Source organism: Bradyrhizobium sp. MI1.11 (assembly GCF_055811255.1).
In genome coordinates, this window is sequence record NZ_JBVVPM010000013.1 from 125,346 (window position 1) to 142,529 (window position 17,184).

Sequence of the window (17,184 nt, forward strand, 5' to 3'; positions counted from 1 at the left end):
TCATTCGGGGCCTTTCGCGCAGCTATTGTGCCCGTAATCATTTTCGCCTCTTACAATGCCGCCGGTTGTTTTCCGGGCTCGCTACTACGTCGCGCCCGGTATTGACGGCGGAGTTAGTGGGAGAGAATCTTCGACAAGAACTTCTGCGCGCGGTCGCTGCGGGGCTTGCCGAAGAAATCGTCCTTCGGGGCGTCCTCGACGATCTCGCCGCGATCCATGAAGATCACGCGGTTGGCAACCTTGCGGGCAAAGCCCATCTCGTGCGTCACGACCATCATGGTCATGCCCTCATGGGCGAGGTCCACCATGACGTCGAGCACCTCGCTCACCATTTCGGGGTCGAGCGCCGAGGTCGGCTCGTCGAACAGCATGACAATGGGATCCATCGCGAGCGCGCGAGCGATCGCCACCCGCTGCTGCTGGCCACCGGACAGGTTCGCGGGATACTTTTGCGCCTGTTCCTTCAGGCCGACGCGCTCCAGCAGCTGCATGCCTTTCGCCATCGCCTTGTCGCGCGACCGGTCGAGCACCTTCTGCTGTGCGAGGCAGAGATTGTCGATGATCTTCAGATGCGGAAACAGCTCGAAGTGCTGAAACACCATGCCGACACGCGAGCGCAGCTTGGGCAGATTGGTCTTGGGATCGTTGACCTTGGTGCCATCGACGCTGATGTCGCCTTTCTGGAACGGCTCCAGGGCGTTGACGCATTTGATCAGCGTCGACTTACCTGATCCCGACGGGCCGCAGACCACGACCACCTCGCCCTTGGTGACGCTGGTGGTGCAGTCGGTCAGCACCTGGAAGCTCGGGCTGTACCATTTGTCGACGTGGCTGATCTCGATCATGACAGACTCTATCGAATGATGGCGATGCGCGCCTGCAGGCGGCGAACGCCGAAGGACGCAACACAGGAAATGGTGAAGTAGACGATTGCTGCGAACAGATACATTTCGACCAGACGGCCGTCGCGCTGCGCGACCTTGCTTGCCGCACCGAGGAAGTCGGTGATCGACAGCACGTAGACCAGGGAGGTGTCCTGGAACAGCACTATGGTCTGCGTGATCAGCACCGGCAGCATGTTACGGAAGGCCTGCGGCAGCACGACGTAGCGCATGGTCTGGGCGTAAGTCAGGCCAAGGGCGTTGGCTGCGGCCGGCTGGCCGCGCGAGATCGACTGGATGCCGGCACGCATGATCTCGGAGAAGTACGCGGCCTCGAACATGATGAAGGTGATGAGCGAGGATGCGAACGCGCCGACGCTGATCGGGCGCGACGCGCCGGTCACCCACTGCCCGATATAGGGCACCAGGAAGTAGAACCAGAAGATCACCAGCACCAGCGGCAGCGATCGCATGAAGTCGACATAGACCCCGGCGATTCGGCCCAGGATCTTGAAGCCAGACAGCCGCATCAGCGCGATGGCCGTGCCAAAGATCAGGCCGCCGAGCGCCGCAAGACCCGTAAGCATCAGCGTGAACGTCATGCCCTCGTAAAACAGATAGGGCAGTGCGCGACGGATGACCTCGAAATCGAAATTGCTGAACATGGTGTTATTTCCCCGTGATGTAGCCGGGGATCGCGACGTAGCGCTCGAGGAAGCGCATTGCGGTCACGACGACGGCGTTGACGAGGAGATAGAGAAGGGTCGCGGCGGTGAAGGCCTCGAACACCTGGAACGAGAATTCCTGCATGGAGCGCGCCTGCCCGGTCAACTCAAGCAAGCCGATGGTGATGGCCACAGCCGTGTTCTTGATGGTGTTGAGGAACTCGGACGTCAGCGGCGGCAGGATGATGCGGAACGCCATCGGCAGCAAAATGTAGCGATAAGCCTGCAAGGTCGTCAGGCCGAGGGCGGTCGCCGCCATCTTCTGGCCGCGCGGGAGCGATCCGATGCCGGCCTGCAACTGCACGGCGACGCGCGCCGACATGAAGAAGCCGATGCCGATCGCCGCCGTCCAGAACGGCGCATTGGGCAGCTGCTTCAGCCAGAGGCCGGCAGATCTCGGCAGCAGTTCCGGCAGCACGAAGAACCACAGGAAGAGCTGCACCAGCAGCGGCATGTTGCGGAAGAATTCGACATAAGCAAAGCCGAACCAGTACGCTCCCTTCGACGGCAGCGTGCGCATCACGCCGACGATCGAGCCCATGATCAGCGCGATGATCCATGCGAGCGCACCCGTCTTGAGGGTCAGCACCAGGCCCGACAACAGCATGTCGAGATAGGTGCCGGTCCCCATCGGGTTCGGCTCGAAGAAAATTCCCCAGTTCCAGTGGTAGTTCACGTGTCCCCCGCGCGAACGCGCCAGTCATGGATGTCCCGGCGCCTATGCAAATGTCCGGCCACCTTGGAGTCAAGATGGCCGGACACGATCCGGATCGAAAGATCGCGGTTATAGCTTACTTATAATCGTCCGGGTTCGGCGAGTCGGTTGGCTTGGCGAACTCGTTCTTCAGCTCGGCCGAGATCGGGGTGTTGAGATTCAGACCCTTCGGCGGGATCTTCTGGGTAAACCACTTGTCGTAGATCTTCTGGCCTTCGCCAGAGGTGTAGAGCGCGGCGGTCGCCGCATCGACCACCTTCTTGAACGGCGCGTCGTCCTTGCGCAGCATGATGCCGTAGGGCTCAGGCTTGGAGAACGCGTCCTTGGAGATGACGTAGTCGTCGGGCGACTTCGAGCCGGCTACGAGGCTCGCGAGCAGGATGTCGTCCATCACGAAGGCGACGGCACGATCGGTCTCGACCATCAGGAAGGATTCGGCGTGGTCCTTGGCCGGGATGATGTTGGCGCCGAGGCCTTTCGCAACATTGGCTTCGGTGAGCTGCTTGATGTTGGTGGTGCCGGCGGTCGAGACCACGGTCTTGCCCTTGAGATCGTCGATCGACTTCAGGCCGCTCGACTTCTTGAAGACGTAGCGGCTGGCGGTCAAATAATGGGTGTTGGTGAAGGCGACCTGCTTCTGGCGCTCGGCGTTGTTGGTGGTCGAACCGCATTCGAGGTCGATGGTGCCGTTCGCCATCAGCGGAATACGGGTCGCCGAAGTCACCGGGTTGAGCTTGACCTCGAGCTTGTCGAGCTTGAGCTCCTTCTTCACGGCGTCGACGATCTTGTAGCAGATGTCCATCGCGAACCCGATGGGCTTCTGGTTGTCGTCGAGATAGGAGAACGGGATCGAGGAGTCGCGGAAGCCGAGCGTAATGGCGCCGGTGTCCTTGATGTTCTTGAGCGTGCCGGTGAGCTCCTCGGCCCCGGCCTGGCTGACAGCGAAGGTCGCGGCGAGCGCGAGGCCGATGCTACGGAAATGTTTCACTTTTTGGTCCCCTTTCAGGATGATGCCGGCGGGATGCAAGCACAAATTGGGTTGGAATAGAATGTGACTTTTGGCTGGATCGCGGCTCCGGTTAACGGCTCAGGCCGGCGGGCGCGTTAGCGGTCTTGTTAGCGCGCTTGGCAATTCCCCGAGATCCCAGAACAGGCCGGCCATCACCGTCAAGGCCTCTTCGGTCAATGGCAGCAGGATGTGCTCATTGGGCGCATGCTGGGAGCAGCCGGGATAGGAGTGCGGCACCCAGATCGTCGGCAGGCCCAATCTCTCGGAGAACACGTCGTTGGGCAACGAGCCGCCGAAATTCGGCAGCACCGCCGGCACTTTGCCGGTGGTCTGGCGCACCGAATCCGCCGCCCATGTGATCCAGGGGCTGTCGAAATCTGTGCGCGAGGCGGCAAAGCTCTGCGCCGCCCGGACCTCGACCATCGGATAGCCCTTTGCGACGAGATGCGCGCGAACCGCCTCGATCAGCCCATCGATCTTGGTGCCGACCACGAAACGCAGTTGCAGCACGGCATTGGCGTGGCCGGGAATGGCGTTGGCCGGCTTCTCGATATTGCCCGACGACATCGCCAGCACTTCGAGCGTGTTCCAGGCATAGAGCCGCTCGGCCGCCGAAAGACCCTCCTCGCCCCAGTTCTCGGCTAACGCCGGCTCGTCCTCGGTCGGCACCACCTGCACGTCCGCAAGATAGCTGCGGATCTGGTTGGTGAGGCGCGGCGGCTTCAGCGCGTCCAGCTGAAGGCGGCCGTGGCCGTCGACCAGCGTCGAGATCGCGTTGACCAGAATGGTCGCGGGGTTGGCGAGCACGCCGCCCCAATTGCCGGAGTGATGGCCGCCGTCGCGAAGGTTCACATCGAGATGAATGCGGATGCCGCCACGGCAGCCGAGGAACAGGGTCGGACGGTCGGCGGACAGGCGCGGCCCGTCGGAGGCCATGAACAGATCGGCCTTGAGCGCATCGCGATTGAGATCGCAGACCTTGCCGAGATCCGGCGAGCCGATCTCCTCGCCCATCTCGAGGATGAACTTGGCGTTGAAGCCGAGCTTGCCGCCGCGGGCCTCGCGCACCGCGCGGAGTGCGGCCATGTTGATACTGTGCTGGCCCTTGTTGTCGGCGGTGCCGCGACCGTAAAGACGCGTGCCCGAAACCGTGGTGCGCCAGGGATCGCGGCCATCACGCCACTCGCCTTCCATGCCGTCGACGACGTCGCCATGGCCGTAGATCAGCACGGTCGGCGCCGTCTCGCTCTCGCGGTGTTCGGCGAACAGGAACGGCGCCTTGCCGCTGGGAGATTCGATCATCCGGCTTTCGAAATCGAGCGCGGCGAAAGCGGGCACCATCTCCTGTTCCAGATAGGCGCGCAGCTCGACGCTCCGGTTCGGATTCTGGCTCTCGGTCCGATAGGCGACGCGACGGTCGAGTTCAGCGAGGAACGCGCCGGATTTGAAATCGTCACGGGCGCGGGCGATGGCATCGGCTCTGGTCATTATTTTCTTTTTTAGGTTGCGAGACGAAGGAGCATACCCGATACGGGCAGGCCTCCGAAAGTGGCGGGGACTTCGATAGTCTTGGGATTTCGTTCTTGCTCTCTTGAGATTGGCTTGCCAAGCGCGGCAGCGCCGCTGATTTTGGCCTTGCCAACGTCGCGCTATATGCAAGAACTTCGCCAAGTTCGGGCGCAGCTCTATCATTCGAAGAGTGCCCGGTACAGGGCGCCGGGGGACCATCATGGCCAAGCAGATCAGGCTCAATGCATTTGCGATGAATTGCGTCGCGCACCAGTCACCGGGCCTTTGGACCCATCCGCGCGACCGCACTGCCGAATATACCCGCCTGCCCTACTGGATCGATCTTGCCAAAACGCTGGAGCGCGGCCGTTTCGACGGGCTGTTCCTGGCCGACGTGCTCGGCGTGTATGACGTCTACGGCAACAGCCCTGACGCAGCCTTGCGCAACGCAGCCCAGTCGCCGTCGAACGATCCGCTGCTGCTGCTGTCGGCAATGGCTGCGGTGACGCAGAATCTCGGCTTCGGCGTCACCAGCAATCTCTCCTTCGAGCCGCCCTATCCGTTCGCGCGGCGGATGTCGACGCTCGATCATCTCACCGAGGGACGTATCGGCTGGAATGTCGTCACCGGCTATCTCGACAGCGCCGCGCGCGGCGCCGGCAAGGACAAGCAGATCGGGCACGACGACCGCTACGAGATCGCGGACGAATATATGGAGGTCGTCTACAAGCTCTGGGAAGGGAGCTGGGAAGACGACGCCGTGCTGCGCGACCGCACGCGCGGCATCTTCACCGATCCCTCAAAAGTTCATCGCGTCAACCACGAGGGCGCGAACTGGCGCATCAACAACACCATTCATCTCAGCGAACCGTCGCCGCAGCGCACGCCGGTGCTGTACCAGGCCGGCACCTCGCCGCGCGGACGGAAGTTCGCAGCACAGCACGCCGAATGCGTGTTCATGTCGGGACCGTCGGCCAAGGTGATCGCGCCGCGCGTGTCGGCGATCCGTCAGGAGGCCGCCGCGTTCGGCCGCAATCCGGCGGAAATCCTGATGTTCTCGATGATGACGATCATCCTCGGGCGGACGGAGGCCGAGGCGAACGAAAAATATGCCGACTATCGCCGCCACATCAGCCCGGAGGGCGCGCTGGCGCTGATGTCGGGATGGACCGGAATCGACTTCTCCGGCTACGAGCTCGACCAGCAGGTGCGTCATGTCCAGAACGACGCCGGTCGCAGCGCACTCGATAACGTCACCCGCGCCGATCCCGATCGCGTCTGGACCGTGCGCGACGTCATCGAGCATGTCGGCGTCGGCGGCGCCGGCCCCGTCGTGGTCGGCACGCCGGAGATGGTCGCGGACAAGATCGAGGCGTGGTTCGAGGCGACCGATGTCGACGGTCTCAACGTCGCCTTCGCGATCTCACCTGGCGATTTCGAGGACATCGCCGATATGCTGGTGCCGGAGCTGACGCGCCGTGGGCGGTACAAGGCGGAGTACGCGCCGGGCACACTGCGCGAGAAGCTGTTCGGTGACGGGCGTGCAAGGCTGGGGGCGCCGCATCCGGCGGCGGGGTTCAGGGTGGGGAGGAAGGGGTAGCGTCTTAAGGTACGCTGTCATGCCCCGGCTTGACCGGGGCATCCAGTACGCCGCAGCGTCTCGACTCAATCACCGCCGCCTCTGGAATACTGGATCACCCGCCTTCGCGGGTGATGACGACTGAGAACGTGGCGGGCATCAGCGCCGCAAGTGACGCTGCCTCACACCTTCCCGTCCACCATCACCTCGATCAGTTTCGTCCCCGGCCGGCCAAACGCCGACGCCAGCGTCGCCTTCAACTCGCGGGGATCGCTGACCTTGATCGCCTCGCATCCCAGTGCCTTCGCCACGCCCGCGAAATCCACCGGCGGATCGACAAAATCCATGCCGACGTAATTGTCGTCGCCATGGAAGGCGAGCAGACGCTGCTTGATGATGCGATAGCCGCCATTGTTGGCAATGACCACATTGAGCGGCAGCTTGTGATGCGCTGCCGTCCACAGCGACTGGATTGAATACATCGCGCTGCCGTCGCCGGAGAAGCAGACCACGGGGCGATCGGGATTGGCGATGCTGGCGCCGACGGAGGCCGGCAGGCCCCAGCCAATGCCGCCCGAGGCAAGGCCGTGATAGCCGAAGCGGTCGCGGTGCGCACGGAGCGCCGTGATCTGGCGGCTCGAGGTGAGGCCTTCGTCGACGAGGATGGCATTGGCGGGCATGGCCTCCACCATTTGCAGCACCAGCCAGTCCGGATCGATGGGGCTGCGGTCCGCGGCCTTGCCGATCTGCTCGACCAGCGCGGTGCGCCGCGCGGTCCAGTTCTTCGGCGCAAGCTCGGCGAGACGTTGCTTCGCACGTTGCGCCAGGGCAGCGCCGCCCATCTCCTTCAGCACCGGGATCAGCGCGCGCAGCGTTTCCTTCAAATCCGCCTTCAGCGCGATCTCGGCACCGTAATTCTTGGCGATCTCCCAGTCGCCGAGGCCGATCTGCACGATGCCAAGGCCCTCCGGCAGCGCATCGACCTCGCTGTAGACCGACATTCGCAAGGGATCGCCGCCGAGCGCGATCAAGAGGTCGTAGGCCGCAAGTGTGTCGCGCGCGACTTTCTGGACACGTGCCAACGTGCCGACGAAGCTCGGGCTCTCCGAGAGGAAGTGCGAGCCATAGGGCGTCGAGGATTGGTAGGCAGCCGCACCGAGCACCTCGGCGAGTTCGGCGGCCTCCTTCAGCGCGTCGCTCTTCACCACCTCGTCCATGGTGACGATCACGGGACGCTCGGCCCTGAGCAGCCGCGCGGCGAACGCGTTTAGTGCCTCATCCGATGGCCTTGTGCGGGCATCAATGCGGGTGGAGCGGCCGAGATCGATCCCGGCCTCGCTGTTGAGGATGTCGCCGGGCAACGAAATGAACACCGGCCCGGTCGGCGGCGTGGTCGCGACTTTGGCGGCGCGGCGCACGATGCGCGGCAGATCCTCGAGGCGCGTCACCTCGACCGCCCATTTCACCAGCGGCTCGGCCATGCGGACCAGCGGTCCGTACAGCACCGGCTCCATCAGGCCGTGGCCCTGCTCCTGCTGACCCGCGGTCAGGATCATCGGCGTGCCCGTGAACTGGGCGTTGTAGAGCGAGCCCATCGCGTTGCCGAGGCCGGGCGCAACATGGACGTTGCAGGCGACGAGCTTTCCGGAGGCGCGGCTGTAGCCATCCGCGATCGCCACCACCAGACTCTCCTGCATCGCCATCACATAGGTGAGATCAGGATGGTCCTTCAGCGCATGCATGATCGGTAGCTCGGTGGTGCCGGGATTGCCGAACAGATGCGTGATGCCCTCGTCCTTGAGCAACGCGAGAAAGGCGGAGCGGCCGGTGATCTTGTTCTTCATGCTTCCTCCAGAGGCGGACGTTGCCGCAAGGACGGGCGCATGATGGCCGAAATCGCGGGAGGCGCGCAAGGAAGCGCAGTCATGGCTGCGTTGCGTGGGCGGGCGCTACATCTCCTCGCGCCCCAGCTCGAACGGATCCTCCCCGCCCGCCCGCTTCTTCTTTTTCGAGCGCTGCCAGACCACACCGGGAAAACCTTTCAACGGCACCAGCGGCTCGCCGGTATAGGCCCATTCCTGCAGCTCTTCGATGGCGATGTGATAGAGCGGCTGGCGGCCGGTGCGTTCCCTGAACAGCGCACGGGGGATGTTGACCATATGCGGCCCGCGCGGGCGCTCGTACGTGATCGGCGTGCCGCAATGCGCGCAGAAGCTGCGCGCGGTCTTCGTTGCCTTGTCCTCGTAGCGGGTCAGCGCCGTCTTGCCTGCGGTGATGCGAAACCGCTTCTTCCAGCTTCCGACATAGGTTGCATAGGCGGCGCCGTGGGCGCGACGGCTGGCGGCGGAGTGATCGTGCCAGGCCCAGCGTGCGGGCACGTCGATCTCGAAGGTGACCTTGCCGCAGAGGCATTGCCCGGTGGCTATACCTGCGGCGGCTGCGGCTTTGGCCATAGCACTTCCCCCATCGCTCGCAATGACGAAATTCGTGGTGTCCGTCGGGGCAACACAATAACTCCGTAGCCCGGATGAGCGAAGCGACATCCGGGAAGACCAGAGCTTGGGTGAAGACCCCGGATATCGCTTCGCTCATCCGGGCTACAGCAGTGTCAGACCGGCGTCAGTTCGTCATACACGGGATAATCCGTATAGCCCTTCTCCTCGCCACCATAGAATGTCGTACGGTTATACGGCGTGAGAGGGTAATCGTGCTGCAGGCGCCGCGGCAGATCGGGGTTGGAGATGAAGATGCGGCCGAAGGCGATGAGGTCGGCGTGGCCATCGGCGATCGCCGCATTCGCGGTTTCGCCGCTGAAGCCACCGGCCGTCATCAGCACGCCGCCGTAGAGCGGCCGGAACAGCAGCATCGCCGAGGGCACGTTCTGCCAATTGACTTCTGCGCGCCCCGAGCCGCTGGAGCGCGGTTCGATGAAATGCAGATAGGCTAGACCGAGCTTGTCAAGCGCCTTGACCACGTGCGTGTAGAGCGGCATCGGATCGGGCTCGCCGGAATCATTGGCAATGCCGTGGGGCGACAGCCGCACGCCGACGCGGCCCGCGCCCCAGACCTCGATCGCGGCCTCGGTCACTTCGAGCAGAAGCCGCGCGCGGTTCTCGATCGAACCGCCATATTGATCGGTGCGCTGGTTGCTGCGTGATTGCAGGAATTGCTCGAGCAGATAGCCGTTGGCGCCGTGGATCTCGACACCGTCGAACCCCGCGGCCAACGCGTTCTTCGCGCCCTGCCTGAACGCCTCGACGATGCCCTTGACCTCGTCCGTGTCCAGCGCGCGCGGCGTCTCGTAGTCGGAGATCTTGCCGTCGGCGGTCATTGCCTTCATGCCTTCGGCCCTGATCGGGATCGCCGAGGCCGAGACCGGCAGCTCCCCGCCGTGGAAGGAGGAATGCGAGACGCGGCCGACATGCCAGAGCTGGAGAAAGATGATGCCGCCCTTGGCGTGCACGGTGTCGACCACCTTGCGCCAGCCCGCGATCTGCGTCTCCGAATAGATGCCAGGCGTCGCCGGATTGCCGCGGCCGTGCGAGAGCACGGGCGAGGCCTCGGCGATGATCAGGCCGCCTTGAGTGGCGCGCTGACCGTAATATTCGGCGTTGAGCGGCCGCGGCGAAAAGCTCTCGCGCTCGGCCCGCATGCGCGTCAATGGCGCCATCGCGACGCGATGCGCGAGCTTGTACGGACCGACCTGCAACGGTTGAAACAACGCCTCGAATTTCATGCTGGTTCCAGAATGGCTAAGGAAGGATGCGCGTCATATAGCGAGGGGGCGGCCACCCGAAAAGGCGCCGCCCCCACAAAAGCAGATATTCCCTGCCACGGAATCCGCGAAGAGAACAGGCCTCAGCCCGTCTTGATCCACACCGCCTTCACGTTGAGATATTCCTCGACGTGCTGCTTGCCGGATTCGCGGCCGTAGCCGCTCATCTTGTAGCCGCCGAAGGGGACTGCAGGGTCCATCGCCTGGTAGCAATTCACCCACACCGAGCCGGCGCGCAGGCGCTTCGCAACCGCATGCGCCTTGCTGACGTCCCGTGTCCACAGGCCCGAGCCAAGACCGAACGTGGTGGCGTTGGCGCGCTTGACCAGCTCGTCCATGTCCTTGAATGCGATCGCGGAGATGACGGGTCCAAAGATCTCCTCCTGCGCGATCCGCATATTGTCCTGGACGCCCGCGAACACCGTCGGCGAGACGAAGAAGCCTTTTGAAAGCGCGCCTTCGGTGACGCGGCCACCGCCGGCGAGCGCCTTGGCGCCTTCCTTCTGGCCGATGTCGAGATAGCTGGTGACGCGCTCGAGCTGCTGCTCGGACACCAGCGGTCCGATCTGGGTGTTGGGGTCGAGACCGTTGCCCACTTGCAGCTTCTTGCCGAACTCGGCGACGCGGCCGACGAACTCCTCGTAGATCGACTGCTCGACGAACAGCCGGGTGCCGGCGCTGCAGATTTGCCCCGAATTGGCGAACACCGCCATCGCGGCGCCCGGCACGGCGGCATCGAGATCGGCGTCCGCGAACACGATGTCCGGCGACTTGCCGCCGAGCTCGAGCGAGACACGCTTGAGGTTGCCGGCCGAGGCGCGAATGATCGACTGGCCCGTGACATGCGAGCCGGTGAAGGCAACCTTGTCGACGTCGTGATGTGCGGCAAGCGCCGCGCCCGCGGTCTCGCCAAAGCCAGGCACGACATTGATGACGCCGGGCGGGACGCCCGCTTCCATCGCGAGCTCGGCGATGCGCAGCGACGTCAGCGGCGCTTCTTCGGCGGGCTTGAGCACGACGGTGCAGCCGGTCGCGATCGCCGGGCCGATCTTCCAGATCGTCGCGGTCAGCGGACCATTCCAGGGAATGATGGCGCCGACGACGCCGATCGGCTCCTTCAGTGTGTAGGAGAAGATTTCGCCGGGCAGCGAGTTCTCGATGGTCTCGCCATGGATCGCTGTGGTCTGGCCGGCATAATAGCGCAACATGCCGACGGCGCGCAGACGATAGGCGCGGGTACGGCTGAGCGGCGCGCCCATGTCGAGCGTGTCGAGCTGCGACAATTCGTCGAAATTCTTCTCGACGAGGTCGGCAAGCTTCAGCAGCAGGTTCTGCCGCTCGAACGGCTTGACCTTGCTCCAGGGCCCTTCGAAAGCGCGGCGAGCGGCAGCGACCGCACGGTCGATATCTTCCTTGTCGCCCTCGGCAACGGTTGCGAGCAGTTCGCCGGTCGCGGGGTTATGGGTCTCGAAGCGCTTGCCGGAGGCAGCATCGACCCACTTCCCGTCGATCAGCATCTGCTTGTAGGACCCGTTGGCGAACGGGTGGCGCGTGATTGGAATAGCCTGCGACACAGCCATGGCTGAACTCCCTGTCAATGATTGATTGGTTCGATCTGGGCGGGATCGTTAGGTCGATAGAATACTGCGGTGCCGGACAGGCGTAAAGGAGAGGCGCAAAGTCGGTGCGGAACGAAGACCTCCCATGCCGACTTGTGCAGGGTCGCGCAAGTGTCGTGTTATGGCACGACCGAGCCCCTCCCCCGGAGACCGAACCATGCCGCATCCCGCGATCGTCAAAGACAATGTAGCCGTGATCACCGGCGGTGCGTCCGGCATCGGATTCGCCGCCGCCGCAGCCTTCGCGCGGAACGGCATGAAAGTGTGTATCGCCGATGTGGATCAGACGCGGCTGGCGGACGCCGCAACAAGACTCTCATCCCTGACGTCCGCCACACATGTGATGCCCTTCGCGATCGACGTCAGCAAGGCCGAGAGCGTGGCGGAACTCGAGCGCGCCGTGCGCGAGCGCTTCGGCGGCACCGACATCCTCATGAACAATGCGGGCATCCAGCCCGGCAGCACGTTGTTCGGCGAACCCGACAATTGGCGGCGCATTATCGGCGTCAACATGTGGGGCATCATCACTGGCTCGCGCATCTTCGCGCCCAACATGATCGCGCGCGGCAGGGCGGGGCTCATCATCAACACCGGCTCGAAGCAGGGCATCACCACCCCGCCCGGCGATCCCGCCTACAACGTCTCCAAGGCCGGCGTGAAGGCTTTTACGGAAGCGCTCCAGCACGAGCTGCGCAACACTGCGGGTTGCCGCATCACCGCGCATCTGCTGATTCCCGGCTTCGTCTTCACGAACCTTACCGCGAAAGGCCGGACGGAGAAGCCGGCCGGCGCCTGGACGGCCGAGCAGACCGTGGATTTCATGTTGGCGCAGCTGGAGGCCGGCGATTTCTACATCCTCTGCCCCGACAACGACGTCCCGCGCGCGCTCGACGAAAAGCGCATGCTGTGGGCCGCCGGTGACATCGTGGCGAACCGCCCGCCGCTGTCACGCTGGCATCCGGACCATGCGGATGCATTCGCGAAGTTCGTGAAGGGGAATTAGGCTGTTTGATCCTCATGGTGAGGAGCGCGGAACGCGCGTCTCGAACGATGCAGGCCCGGTTGGGCCTCGATCCTTCGAGACGCCCGCTTCCGGCGGGCTCCTCAGGATGAGGGTTTACACAGGGGGCGCTCTACAGCGTCTCTTGCTGATGCCCGCAATTCTTGCAGGCGAACTTGATGCGGGTCTGGCCCTTTGGCGCCTGCACACGGTTCGGGGCGCCGCATTTACCGCAGACGGCCTCGATGCGGGTATCACCCTGCTTGACGACGACGGTTTTCTTTTCCATCGATTCGCGGATCAGGCGCTCGGCCTCCTCACGCAGGGATTGTTTCGACAAAGCTCGTCTCCGCCATAAATGCGGGCGAGGCTTATCCCACCTGCGGCAAAATCACAATCCGAAACGGCTGCTCAGACCTCCACAATCACGTAGCTGTCCTCGACATGCACCGGAAAGGTCTCGGCAACATACGGGCCTTTCTGGAGTTCCTCGCCGCGCTCCACAGCGACCGGATATGACCTTATCTTGACGCGCTTCGGATCGAACCACGACTGGCCGTTGCGCATGTCGAACTCCCAGCCGTGCCAGGGACAGCGCAGCATCTCGCCGACGCGCGAGCGCTGATAGATGCCGGGCTCGGGCGAGGTCAGCCGCGCCACGCACGCCGCTTTCTCCAGCGGCGCGCCTTCGTGCGGGCAGCGGTTCAGCAGCGCGAAGAACTCGCCATTGACGTGGAACACGACGATGTCGCGGCCGGCGACATCGACCACCTTGTTGCCACCGGGTGGGATCTCCGAGGTGGACGCGACGATGTGACGGGCCATACCGTGCAGACCTTCTCAGAACTTGTAGACCGCGCGGGCATTGGTGCTGAAGATCTTCTTTCGCTCGGCCTCCGTCAGCGGCGTCTTGAAGGCGAAGCGCGGATCGTCGAAATCCCAGTGCGGATAGTCCGACGAGAACAGGAGACGATCGATGCCAACCCATTCGATCAGAGAGCGCAGGTGCCGGGCTTCGTCAGGCTCGTCGATCGGTTGCGTCGTGAACCAGAAATGCCCGCGGACATATTCCGACGGCTTGCGCTTGAGATGCGGCACCTCGCTGCGGAAGCGCTCGAAATGCTGGTCCATTCGCCACACCGCGGACGGAATCCAACCGAAGCCGCCCTCGATGAAGACAAACTTCAATTTCGGAAAACGCTCCGGCACACCCTCGATCACGAGACTGGCAAGCTGCGCCGCAATGGTGTGCGCGTTGGACTGGTGTTCCTCGACGTAATAGGACGGCCAGCCGCCACCGGTCGGCGCATGCCCGCCATAGCCGCCGACATGGATGCCGAGCGGCAGACCTAGTTCCTGGGCACGCTCGTAGATCGGCCAGTAGCGGCGACGGCCCAGCGGCTCGTTGGCGCGCGGCGAGACGTTGATCTGGACGTATTCGCCGATTTTCGCGCAGCGTTCGATCTCGGCGATGGCGAGATCAACACCGTCCTGCCCGACCAGGATCGAAGCCTTCAGGCGCGGGTCGCGATGCGACCAGAACGCCAGCTGCCAATCGTTGATGGCACGCTGGATTGCGGCGCCGAATTCGAGGTTCTGCTGCGAGAAGATGAAGAGATCGAGCACCTGCAAAATCCCGAACTCGACGTCGAGCGGATCGAGATGCTGCTTCTGCATGAAGGCGAGATCCGAACCGGGCGGCCCGCCCGTCGGCGGCCACGCATCGCGGCGCGCGATCAGCGGCGAAGAGCGCGGATAGGGCGTGGTGAACAGATAGGGCGTGCGCAAATGGCTGCCATATTCCTTCAGATGCTGCTGCCAGCGCTTTGGCAGGAACTCGTTGAGATCGTCGAACGAATGCAGACTCGGATGGACGTCGCAATCGACGATGCGCAGCCGCGAAGCGGCGGGCTTCTCGTCTTCCCGCAGCGGGCGGTCGATGACCTCACTCATGCAAACCTCCAAGGTCAGTTAGCGAGCGACAGCCGCGGAAACGTCTCCAGCGGGTTGTCCACGCACATCTTCGAGATGATGCTGTTCGGCAGGTTCGGCGGGATCGGATCGTCGCCGTCGAACTGCCAATGCGGATAGTCGGACGCGAACAGGAACATCTTCTCAGAACCGATCTGGTCGATGATCTCCTCAACGCTTCTGACGTCACCCGGCGCATCGAACGGCTGCATGGTGACGCGAAAATTGTCGCGAATAATCGCAGCCGGCTCGCGCTCGACCCAGGGCACCTCGACGCGCACCCCGCGCCAGGTCTTGTTGGCTCGCCACATGAAGGCCGGCAGCCAGCTCACGCCGGATTCCATCAGCACGACTTTGAGATTCGGAAACTTGCCGAACACGCCCTCATAGATCAGGCTCAAGATCTGCGCCTGAAATGCCTGTGCCTCGACGAAGTAATATTCGTAGCGGTGCGACGGCCATCCGGCCGAGCTCGGCGCCTGCCGATATTGCGTGCCGGCGTGGATCGCGAGCGGCAGCTTGTACTTTTCCGCGAGCCGATAGACCGGCCAGAAATGCCGCCGTCCCAAGAGCGTCTCGCCCTGCGCCAGCACGAGGATAGAGACGAAGCGGTGATCGCCGGCGCGGCGCTCGATCTCCTCGAGCGCCAGATCCGGGTCCTGCATCGGCACCACGATCGAGGCACGCAAGCGCGGATCGCGCGACAGCCACTCAGTGGCGATCCAGTCGTTGATCGCCTTGCAGAAGTCGGCCGCCATGTAGGGGTCGAACACGGCCTGCGCGCCATAGAGCACGTTGATGATCGCGTGACTGGCACCCAACTGCTCGAACGCGCCCTTCTGCACCATCGCGAGATCGGAACCGGGCTTTGTGCCGTTCGCCGGACGCCAGTCGGCGCGGCCGCTTAGCGGCATGCTGGGCGGATAGGAGGTGAGATCGAGCCCGTCGATGGCGCGGCTCACGACCTGCTCTTTCCAGTGATCGCTGAGATAGGGCAGTAGCGTCGTGCGCGTGCCACCAACCGCCGGGTGGATGTCGCAGTCGATCCGCGTCGCTGCCATGAGGTTCCTCGCCGAGATCTTGTAAGCACATCTTATTGGCGGCGTTCTTGTGCGCCGCCTGTGAAGACTGCCCCTGCCCGTGCGGTTGCGCAAGAGCGCACGCCCGCGCGATCGTCATGGCTCTGTTGCATTTCGCAGGCGCGATATGAGGTGTGGCGACATGCGTTCCGGCGCCGAAGCCGCGGAGCGCATTGCTCCGCTGCTTCCTTGCGGATTGTCTATGCCCGTCAAGCGGCTTTGGAGACTTCCATCAGCAGACGTTCCGCCTTGGCATCCTCGATGCGGTTTACCATCCGGCTGCTTTCGTGATTGTCGCGGATGGTCTTGGTCAGGGTGACGCAGGTCTGGATCAGCATCACAACACCCATGGTGAGATAGCCCTTCATCCAGAAATCGATCGGCAGGAAGAAGATGCCGATGGCGACGAGAAAGGCGGAGGCTGCGAAGGACACGTAAGTGAAGGTCACCCAGGCGCCGCTGTGGGGCTGGCCATTCTGGTTCATGATGGTCTCCTGTTGGTTCGAATGACGATGGGTTCGGGATCAGACAGTCGGCGTGCGCTTGGACTTCAACCGCGCCAGCACGTCGTCTGCGGTCGTCTTGAGCCGGGGGCCAAAACCCTGCTCGGCGAGTTTTTCGGCGGTGGCGCGCGGGCCGGTGGCCGCGTCGAGCTCGACCAGCGCGTCGTCAGCGGCCTGGGCTTCCATCTGCCGCTCACGAAGACGCCTCAAAGTGCTCTCCGCCTCCGGCAGCGTGGATTCGTAGGGGCGTGCCGCCTCGATGCCGCTGCGGCGAAGCGAGCGCACCGCTTCCGAGGCACGGGCGACGCGGCGGCCGCGGTCGAGCTCGGTGATGCGGGCTTGCGCGCTTGCGACGTGCCGCTTCAGCCGCGCAATCTCGGTTGCGAACAAGGCGCGTGCCGTCAGCGCTGCATCGCGATCGGCCTCCAGGCCTGCGATGACTTCGGCGGCATCGTTGGCGAGATCCTCGCGGCCGCCGTCGAGCGCCGCAACCGCGCGCGTCTCGAGATCGGCGATGCGGGCGACGGTCGCCTCGAGCTTGCGACCTTCTTGCTGGTCCTGCGCGATCGCCAGCGCCAGGGTCCGTTTGCCACGCTCGAGGGCGGCTGCCGCGTCGCGCATCTGTTGATCGAGGATCAGAAGGGCCGTCCGGTCTTCCAGCTCCTCGCCGGCGGCGGCCACGCTGCCGCGGAAAAGTGTCACTACGGTCTTGAACATTGTTGGCTCCCTGTTATGAGCGCTGCTCACGTTTTGTTTGTAGCAAGAAACTTGAACTTCGTTCAAGAAATGTATTGAGCAGCGCTCAGAAATTTGATTGCA

At 63.7% G+C, this 17,184-nt stretch carries 17 protein-coding genes; 2 read left to right on the forward strand and 15 right to left on the reverse strand.

Annotated features, from left to right (window positions below; genetic code table 11):
- Nucleotides 1-113: 113 nt before the first annotated feature.
- The 5 genes from AC0L30_RS15965 to AC0L30_RS15985 all read right to left on the reverse strand — a co-directional run bounded on the left by AC0L30_RS15965 (nt 114) and on the right by AC0L30_RS15985 (nt 4,818).
- Nucleotides 114-845: an amino acid ABC transporter ATP-binding protein gene (locus tag AC0L30_RS15965; RefSeq protein ID WP_007597027.1), complete on the reverse strand. Its 732-nt coding sequence runs from the start codon at nt 843-845 to the stop codon at nt 114-116.
- Between the two features lie 8 nt (nt 846-853).
- Complete coding sequence (locus tag AC0L30_RS15970) at nt 854-1,546, reverse strand: amino acid ABC transporter permease (RefSeq protein ID WP_007597029.1); 693 nt, start codon at nt 1,544-1,546, stop codon at nt 854-856.
- 4 nt (nt 1,547-1,550) lie between these two features.
- Nucleotides 1,551-2,282: an amino acid ABC transporter permease gene (locus AC0L30_RS15975; RefSeq protein ID WP_007597031.1), complete on the reverse strand. Its 732-nt coding sequence runs from the start codon at nt 2,280-2,282 to the stop codon at nt 1,551-1,553.
- Nucleotides 2,283-2,397: 115 nt separating this feature from the next.
- Nucleotides 2,398-3,309, reverse strand: coding sequence for an amino acid ABC transporter substrate-binding protein (locus AC0L30_RS15980; RefSeq protein ID WP_035995282.1), 912 nt, complete (start codon nt 3,307-3,309; stop codon nt 2,398-2,400).
- A 99-nt stretch (nt 3,310-3,408) separates the two neighbouring features.
- Nucleotides 3,409-4,818, reverse strand: a complete 1,410-nt coding sequence (locus AC0L30_RS15985; RefSeq protein WP_473366936.1) for a M20 family metallopeptidase — start codon at nt 4,816-4,818, stop codon at nt 3,409-3,411.
- A 241-nt stretch (nt 4,819-5,059) separates the two neighbouring features.
- Between AC0L30_RS15985 and AC0L30_RS15990 the strand changes: the two genes are divergently transcribed.
- Nucleotides 5,060-6,439 (forward strand): LLM class flavin-dependent oxidoreductase, encoded by a 1,380-nt coding sequence (locus AC0L30_RS15990; RefSeq protein WP_007597036.1) that lies wholly within the window; start codon nt 5,060-5,062, stop codon nt 6,437-6,439.
- A 161-nt stretch (nt 6,440-6,600) separates the two neighbouring features.
- On the opposite strand, the gene AC0L30_RS15995 is transcribed toward AC0L30_RS15990, so the two are convergent.
- From AC0L30_RS15995 to AC0L30_RS16010, 4 genes are all read right to left on the reverse strand, one after another.
- Nucleotides 6,601-8,262, reverse strand: coding sequence for a thiamine pyrophosphate-binding protein (locus tag AC0L30_RS15995; RefSeq protein ID WP_007597037.1), 1,662 nt, complete (start codon nt 8,260-8,262; stop codon nt 6,601-6,603).
- Nucleotides 8,263-8,367: 105 nt separating this feature from the next.
- The gene (locus AC0L30_RS16000; protein WP_007597039.1) at nt 8,368-8,871 is read right to left on the reverse strand and encodes a GFA family protein; all 504 of its coding nucleotides are present in this window, start codon (nt 8,869-8,871) and stop codon (nt 8,368-8,370) included.
- A 155-nt stretch (nt 8,872-9,026) separates the two neighbouring features.
- Nucleotides 9,027-10,154: an alkene reductase gene (locus tag AC0L30_RS16005; protein WP_007597041.1), complete on the reverse strand. Its 1,128-nt coding sequence runs from the start codon at nt 10,152-10,154 to the stop codon at nt 9,027-9,029.
- A 122-nt stretch (nt 10,155-10,276) separates the two neighbouring features.
- The gene (locus AC0L30_RS16010; protein WP_007597043.1) at nt 10,277-11,773 is read right to left on the reverse strand and encodes an aldehyde dehydrogenase family protein; all 1,497 of its coding nucleotides are present in this window, start codon (nt 11,771-11,773) and stop codon (nt 10,277-10,279) included.
- A gap of 196 nt (nt 11,774-11,969) precedes the next feature.
- On the opposite strand from AC0L30_RS16010, the gene AC0L30_RS16015 reads away from it, so the two are divergent.
- On the forward strand, nt 11,970-12,815 hold the full coding sequence (locus AC0L30_RS16015; RefSeq protein WP_473404681.1) for an SDR family NAD(P)-dependent oxidoreductase: 846 nt from the start codon (nt 11,970-11,972) through the stop codon (nt 12,813-12,815).
- Nucleotides 12,816-12,945: 130 nt separating this feature from the next.
- Here the strand turns inward: AC0L30_RS16015 and AC0L30_RS16020 are convergent, their stop codons facing one another.
- The 6 genes from AC0L30_RS16020 to AC0L30_RS16045 form a co-directional block, all read right to left on the reverse strand.
- Nucleotides 12,946-13,152: a hypothetical protein gene (locus tag AC0L30_RS16020; protein WP_007615092.1), complete on the reverse strand. Its 207-nt coding sequence runs from the start codon at nt 13,150-13,152 to the stop codon at nt 12,946-12,948.
- Nucleotides 13,153-13,223: 71 nt separating this feature from the next.
- A complete protein-coding gene (locus tag AC0L30_RS16025; protein ID WP_027565497.1) occupies nt 13,224-13,637 on the reverse strand; it encodes a Rieske (2Fe-2S) protein in 414 nt (137 codons plus the stop codon).
- Between the two features lie 15 nt (nt 13,638-13,652).
- A complete protein-coding gene (locus AC0L30_RS16030; RefSeq protein ID WP_007597047.1) occupies nt 13,653-14,765 on the reverse strand; it encodes an amidohydrolase family protein in 1,113 nt (370 codons plus the stop codon).
- A 14-nt stretch (nt 14,766-14,779) separates the two neighbouring features.
- Entirely contained in the window at nt 14,780-15,844 is a 1,065-nt protein-coding gene (locus AC0L30_RS16035; RefSeq protein ID WP_473404682.1) for an amidohydrolase family protein, read from the reverse strand.
- Between the two features lie 227 nt (nt 15,845-16,071).
- Nucleotides 16,072-16,347, reverse strand: coding sequence for a YiaA/YiaB family inner membrane protein (locus AC0L30_RS16040; protein ID WP_007597050.1), 276 nt, complete (start codon nt 16,345-16,347; stop codon nt 16,072-16,074).
- A 39-nt stretch (nt 16,348-16,386) separates the two neighbouring features.
- Nucleotides 16,387-17,082, reverse strand: a complete 696-nt coding sequence (locus AC0L30_RS16045; RefSeq protein ID WP_007597052.1) for a PspA/IM30 family protein — start codon at nt 17,080-17,082, stop codon at nt 16,387-16,389.
- Nucleotides 17,083-17,184 lie beyond the last annotated feature (102 nt).

Coding starts and splice junctions, on each gene's coding strand:
- AC0L30_RS15985 (WP_473366936.1), bottom strand. CDS start 4,818: ATGACCAGAGCCGATGCCATCGCCCGCGCCCGTGACGATTTCAAATCC.
- AC0L30_RS16015 (WP_473404681.1), top strand. CDS start 11,970: ATGCCGCATCCCGCGATCGTCAAAGACAATGTAGCCGTGATCACCGGC.
- AC0L30_RS15970 (WP_007597029.1), bottom strand. CDS start 1,546: ATGTTCAGCAATTTCGATTTCGAGGTCATCCGTCGCGCACTGCCCTAT.
- AC0L30_RS16045 (WP_007597052.1), bottom strand. CDS start 17,082: ATGTTCAAGACCGTAGTGACACTTTTCCGCGGCAGCGTGGCCGCCGCC.
- AC0L30_RS16030 (WP_007597047.1), bottom strand. CDS start 14,765: ATGAGTGAGGTCATCGACCGCCCGCTGCGGGAAGACGAGAAGCCCGCC.
- AC0L30_RS16040 (WP_007597050.1), bottom strand. CDS start 16,347: ATGAACCAGAATGGCCAGCCCCACAGCGGCGCCTGGGTGACCTTCACT.
- AC0L30_RS16035 (WP_473404682.1), bottom strand. CDS start 15,844: ATGGCAGCGACGCGGATCGACTGCGACATCCACCCGGCGGTTGGTGGC.
- AC0L30_RS16025 (WP_027565497.1), bottom strand. CDS start 13,637: ATGGCCCGTCACATCGTCGCGTCCACCTCGGAGATCCCACCCGGTGGC.
- AC0L30_RS16010 (WP_007597043.1), bottom strand. CDS start 11,773: ATGGCTGTGTCGCAGGCTATTCCAATCACGCGCCACCCGTTCGCCAAC.
- AC0L30_RS16005 (WP_007597041.1), bottom strand. CDS start 10,154: ATGAAATTCGAGGCGTTGTTTCAACCGTTGCAGGTCGGTCCGTACAAG.
- AC0L30_RS16000 (WP_007597039.1), bottom strand. CDS start 8,871: ATGGCCAAAGCCGCAGCCGCCGCAGGTATAGCCACCGGGCAATGCCTC.
- AC0L30_RS15990 (WP_007597036.1), top strand. CDS start 5,060: ATGGCCAAGCAGATCAGGCTCAATGCATTTGCGATGAATTGCGTCGCG.
- AC0L30_RS15995 (WP_007597037.1), bottom strand. CDS start 8,262: ATGAAGAACAAGATCACCGGCCGCTCCGCCTTTCTCGCGTTGCTCAAG.
- AC0L30_RS15965 (WP_007597027.1), bottom strand. CDS start 845: ATGATCGAGATCAGCCACGTCGACAAATGGTACAGCCCGAGCTTCCAG.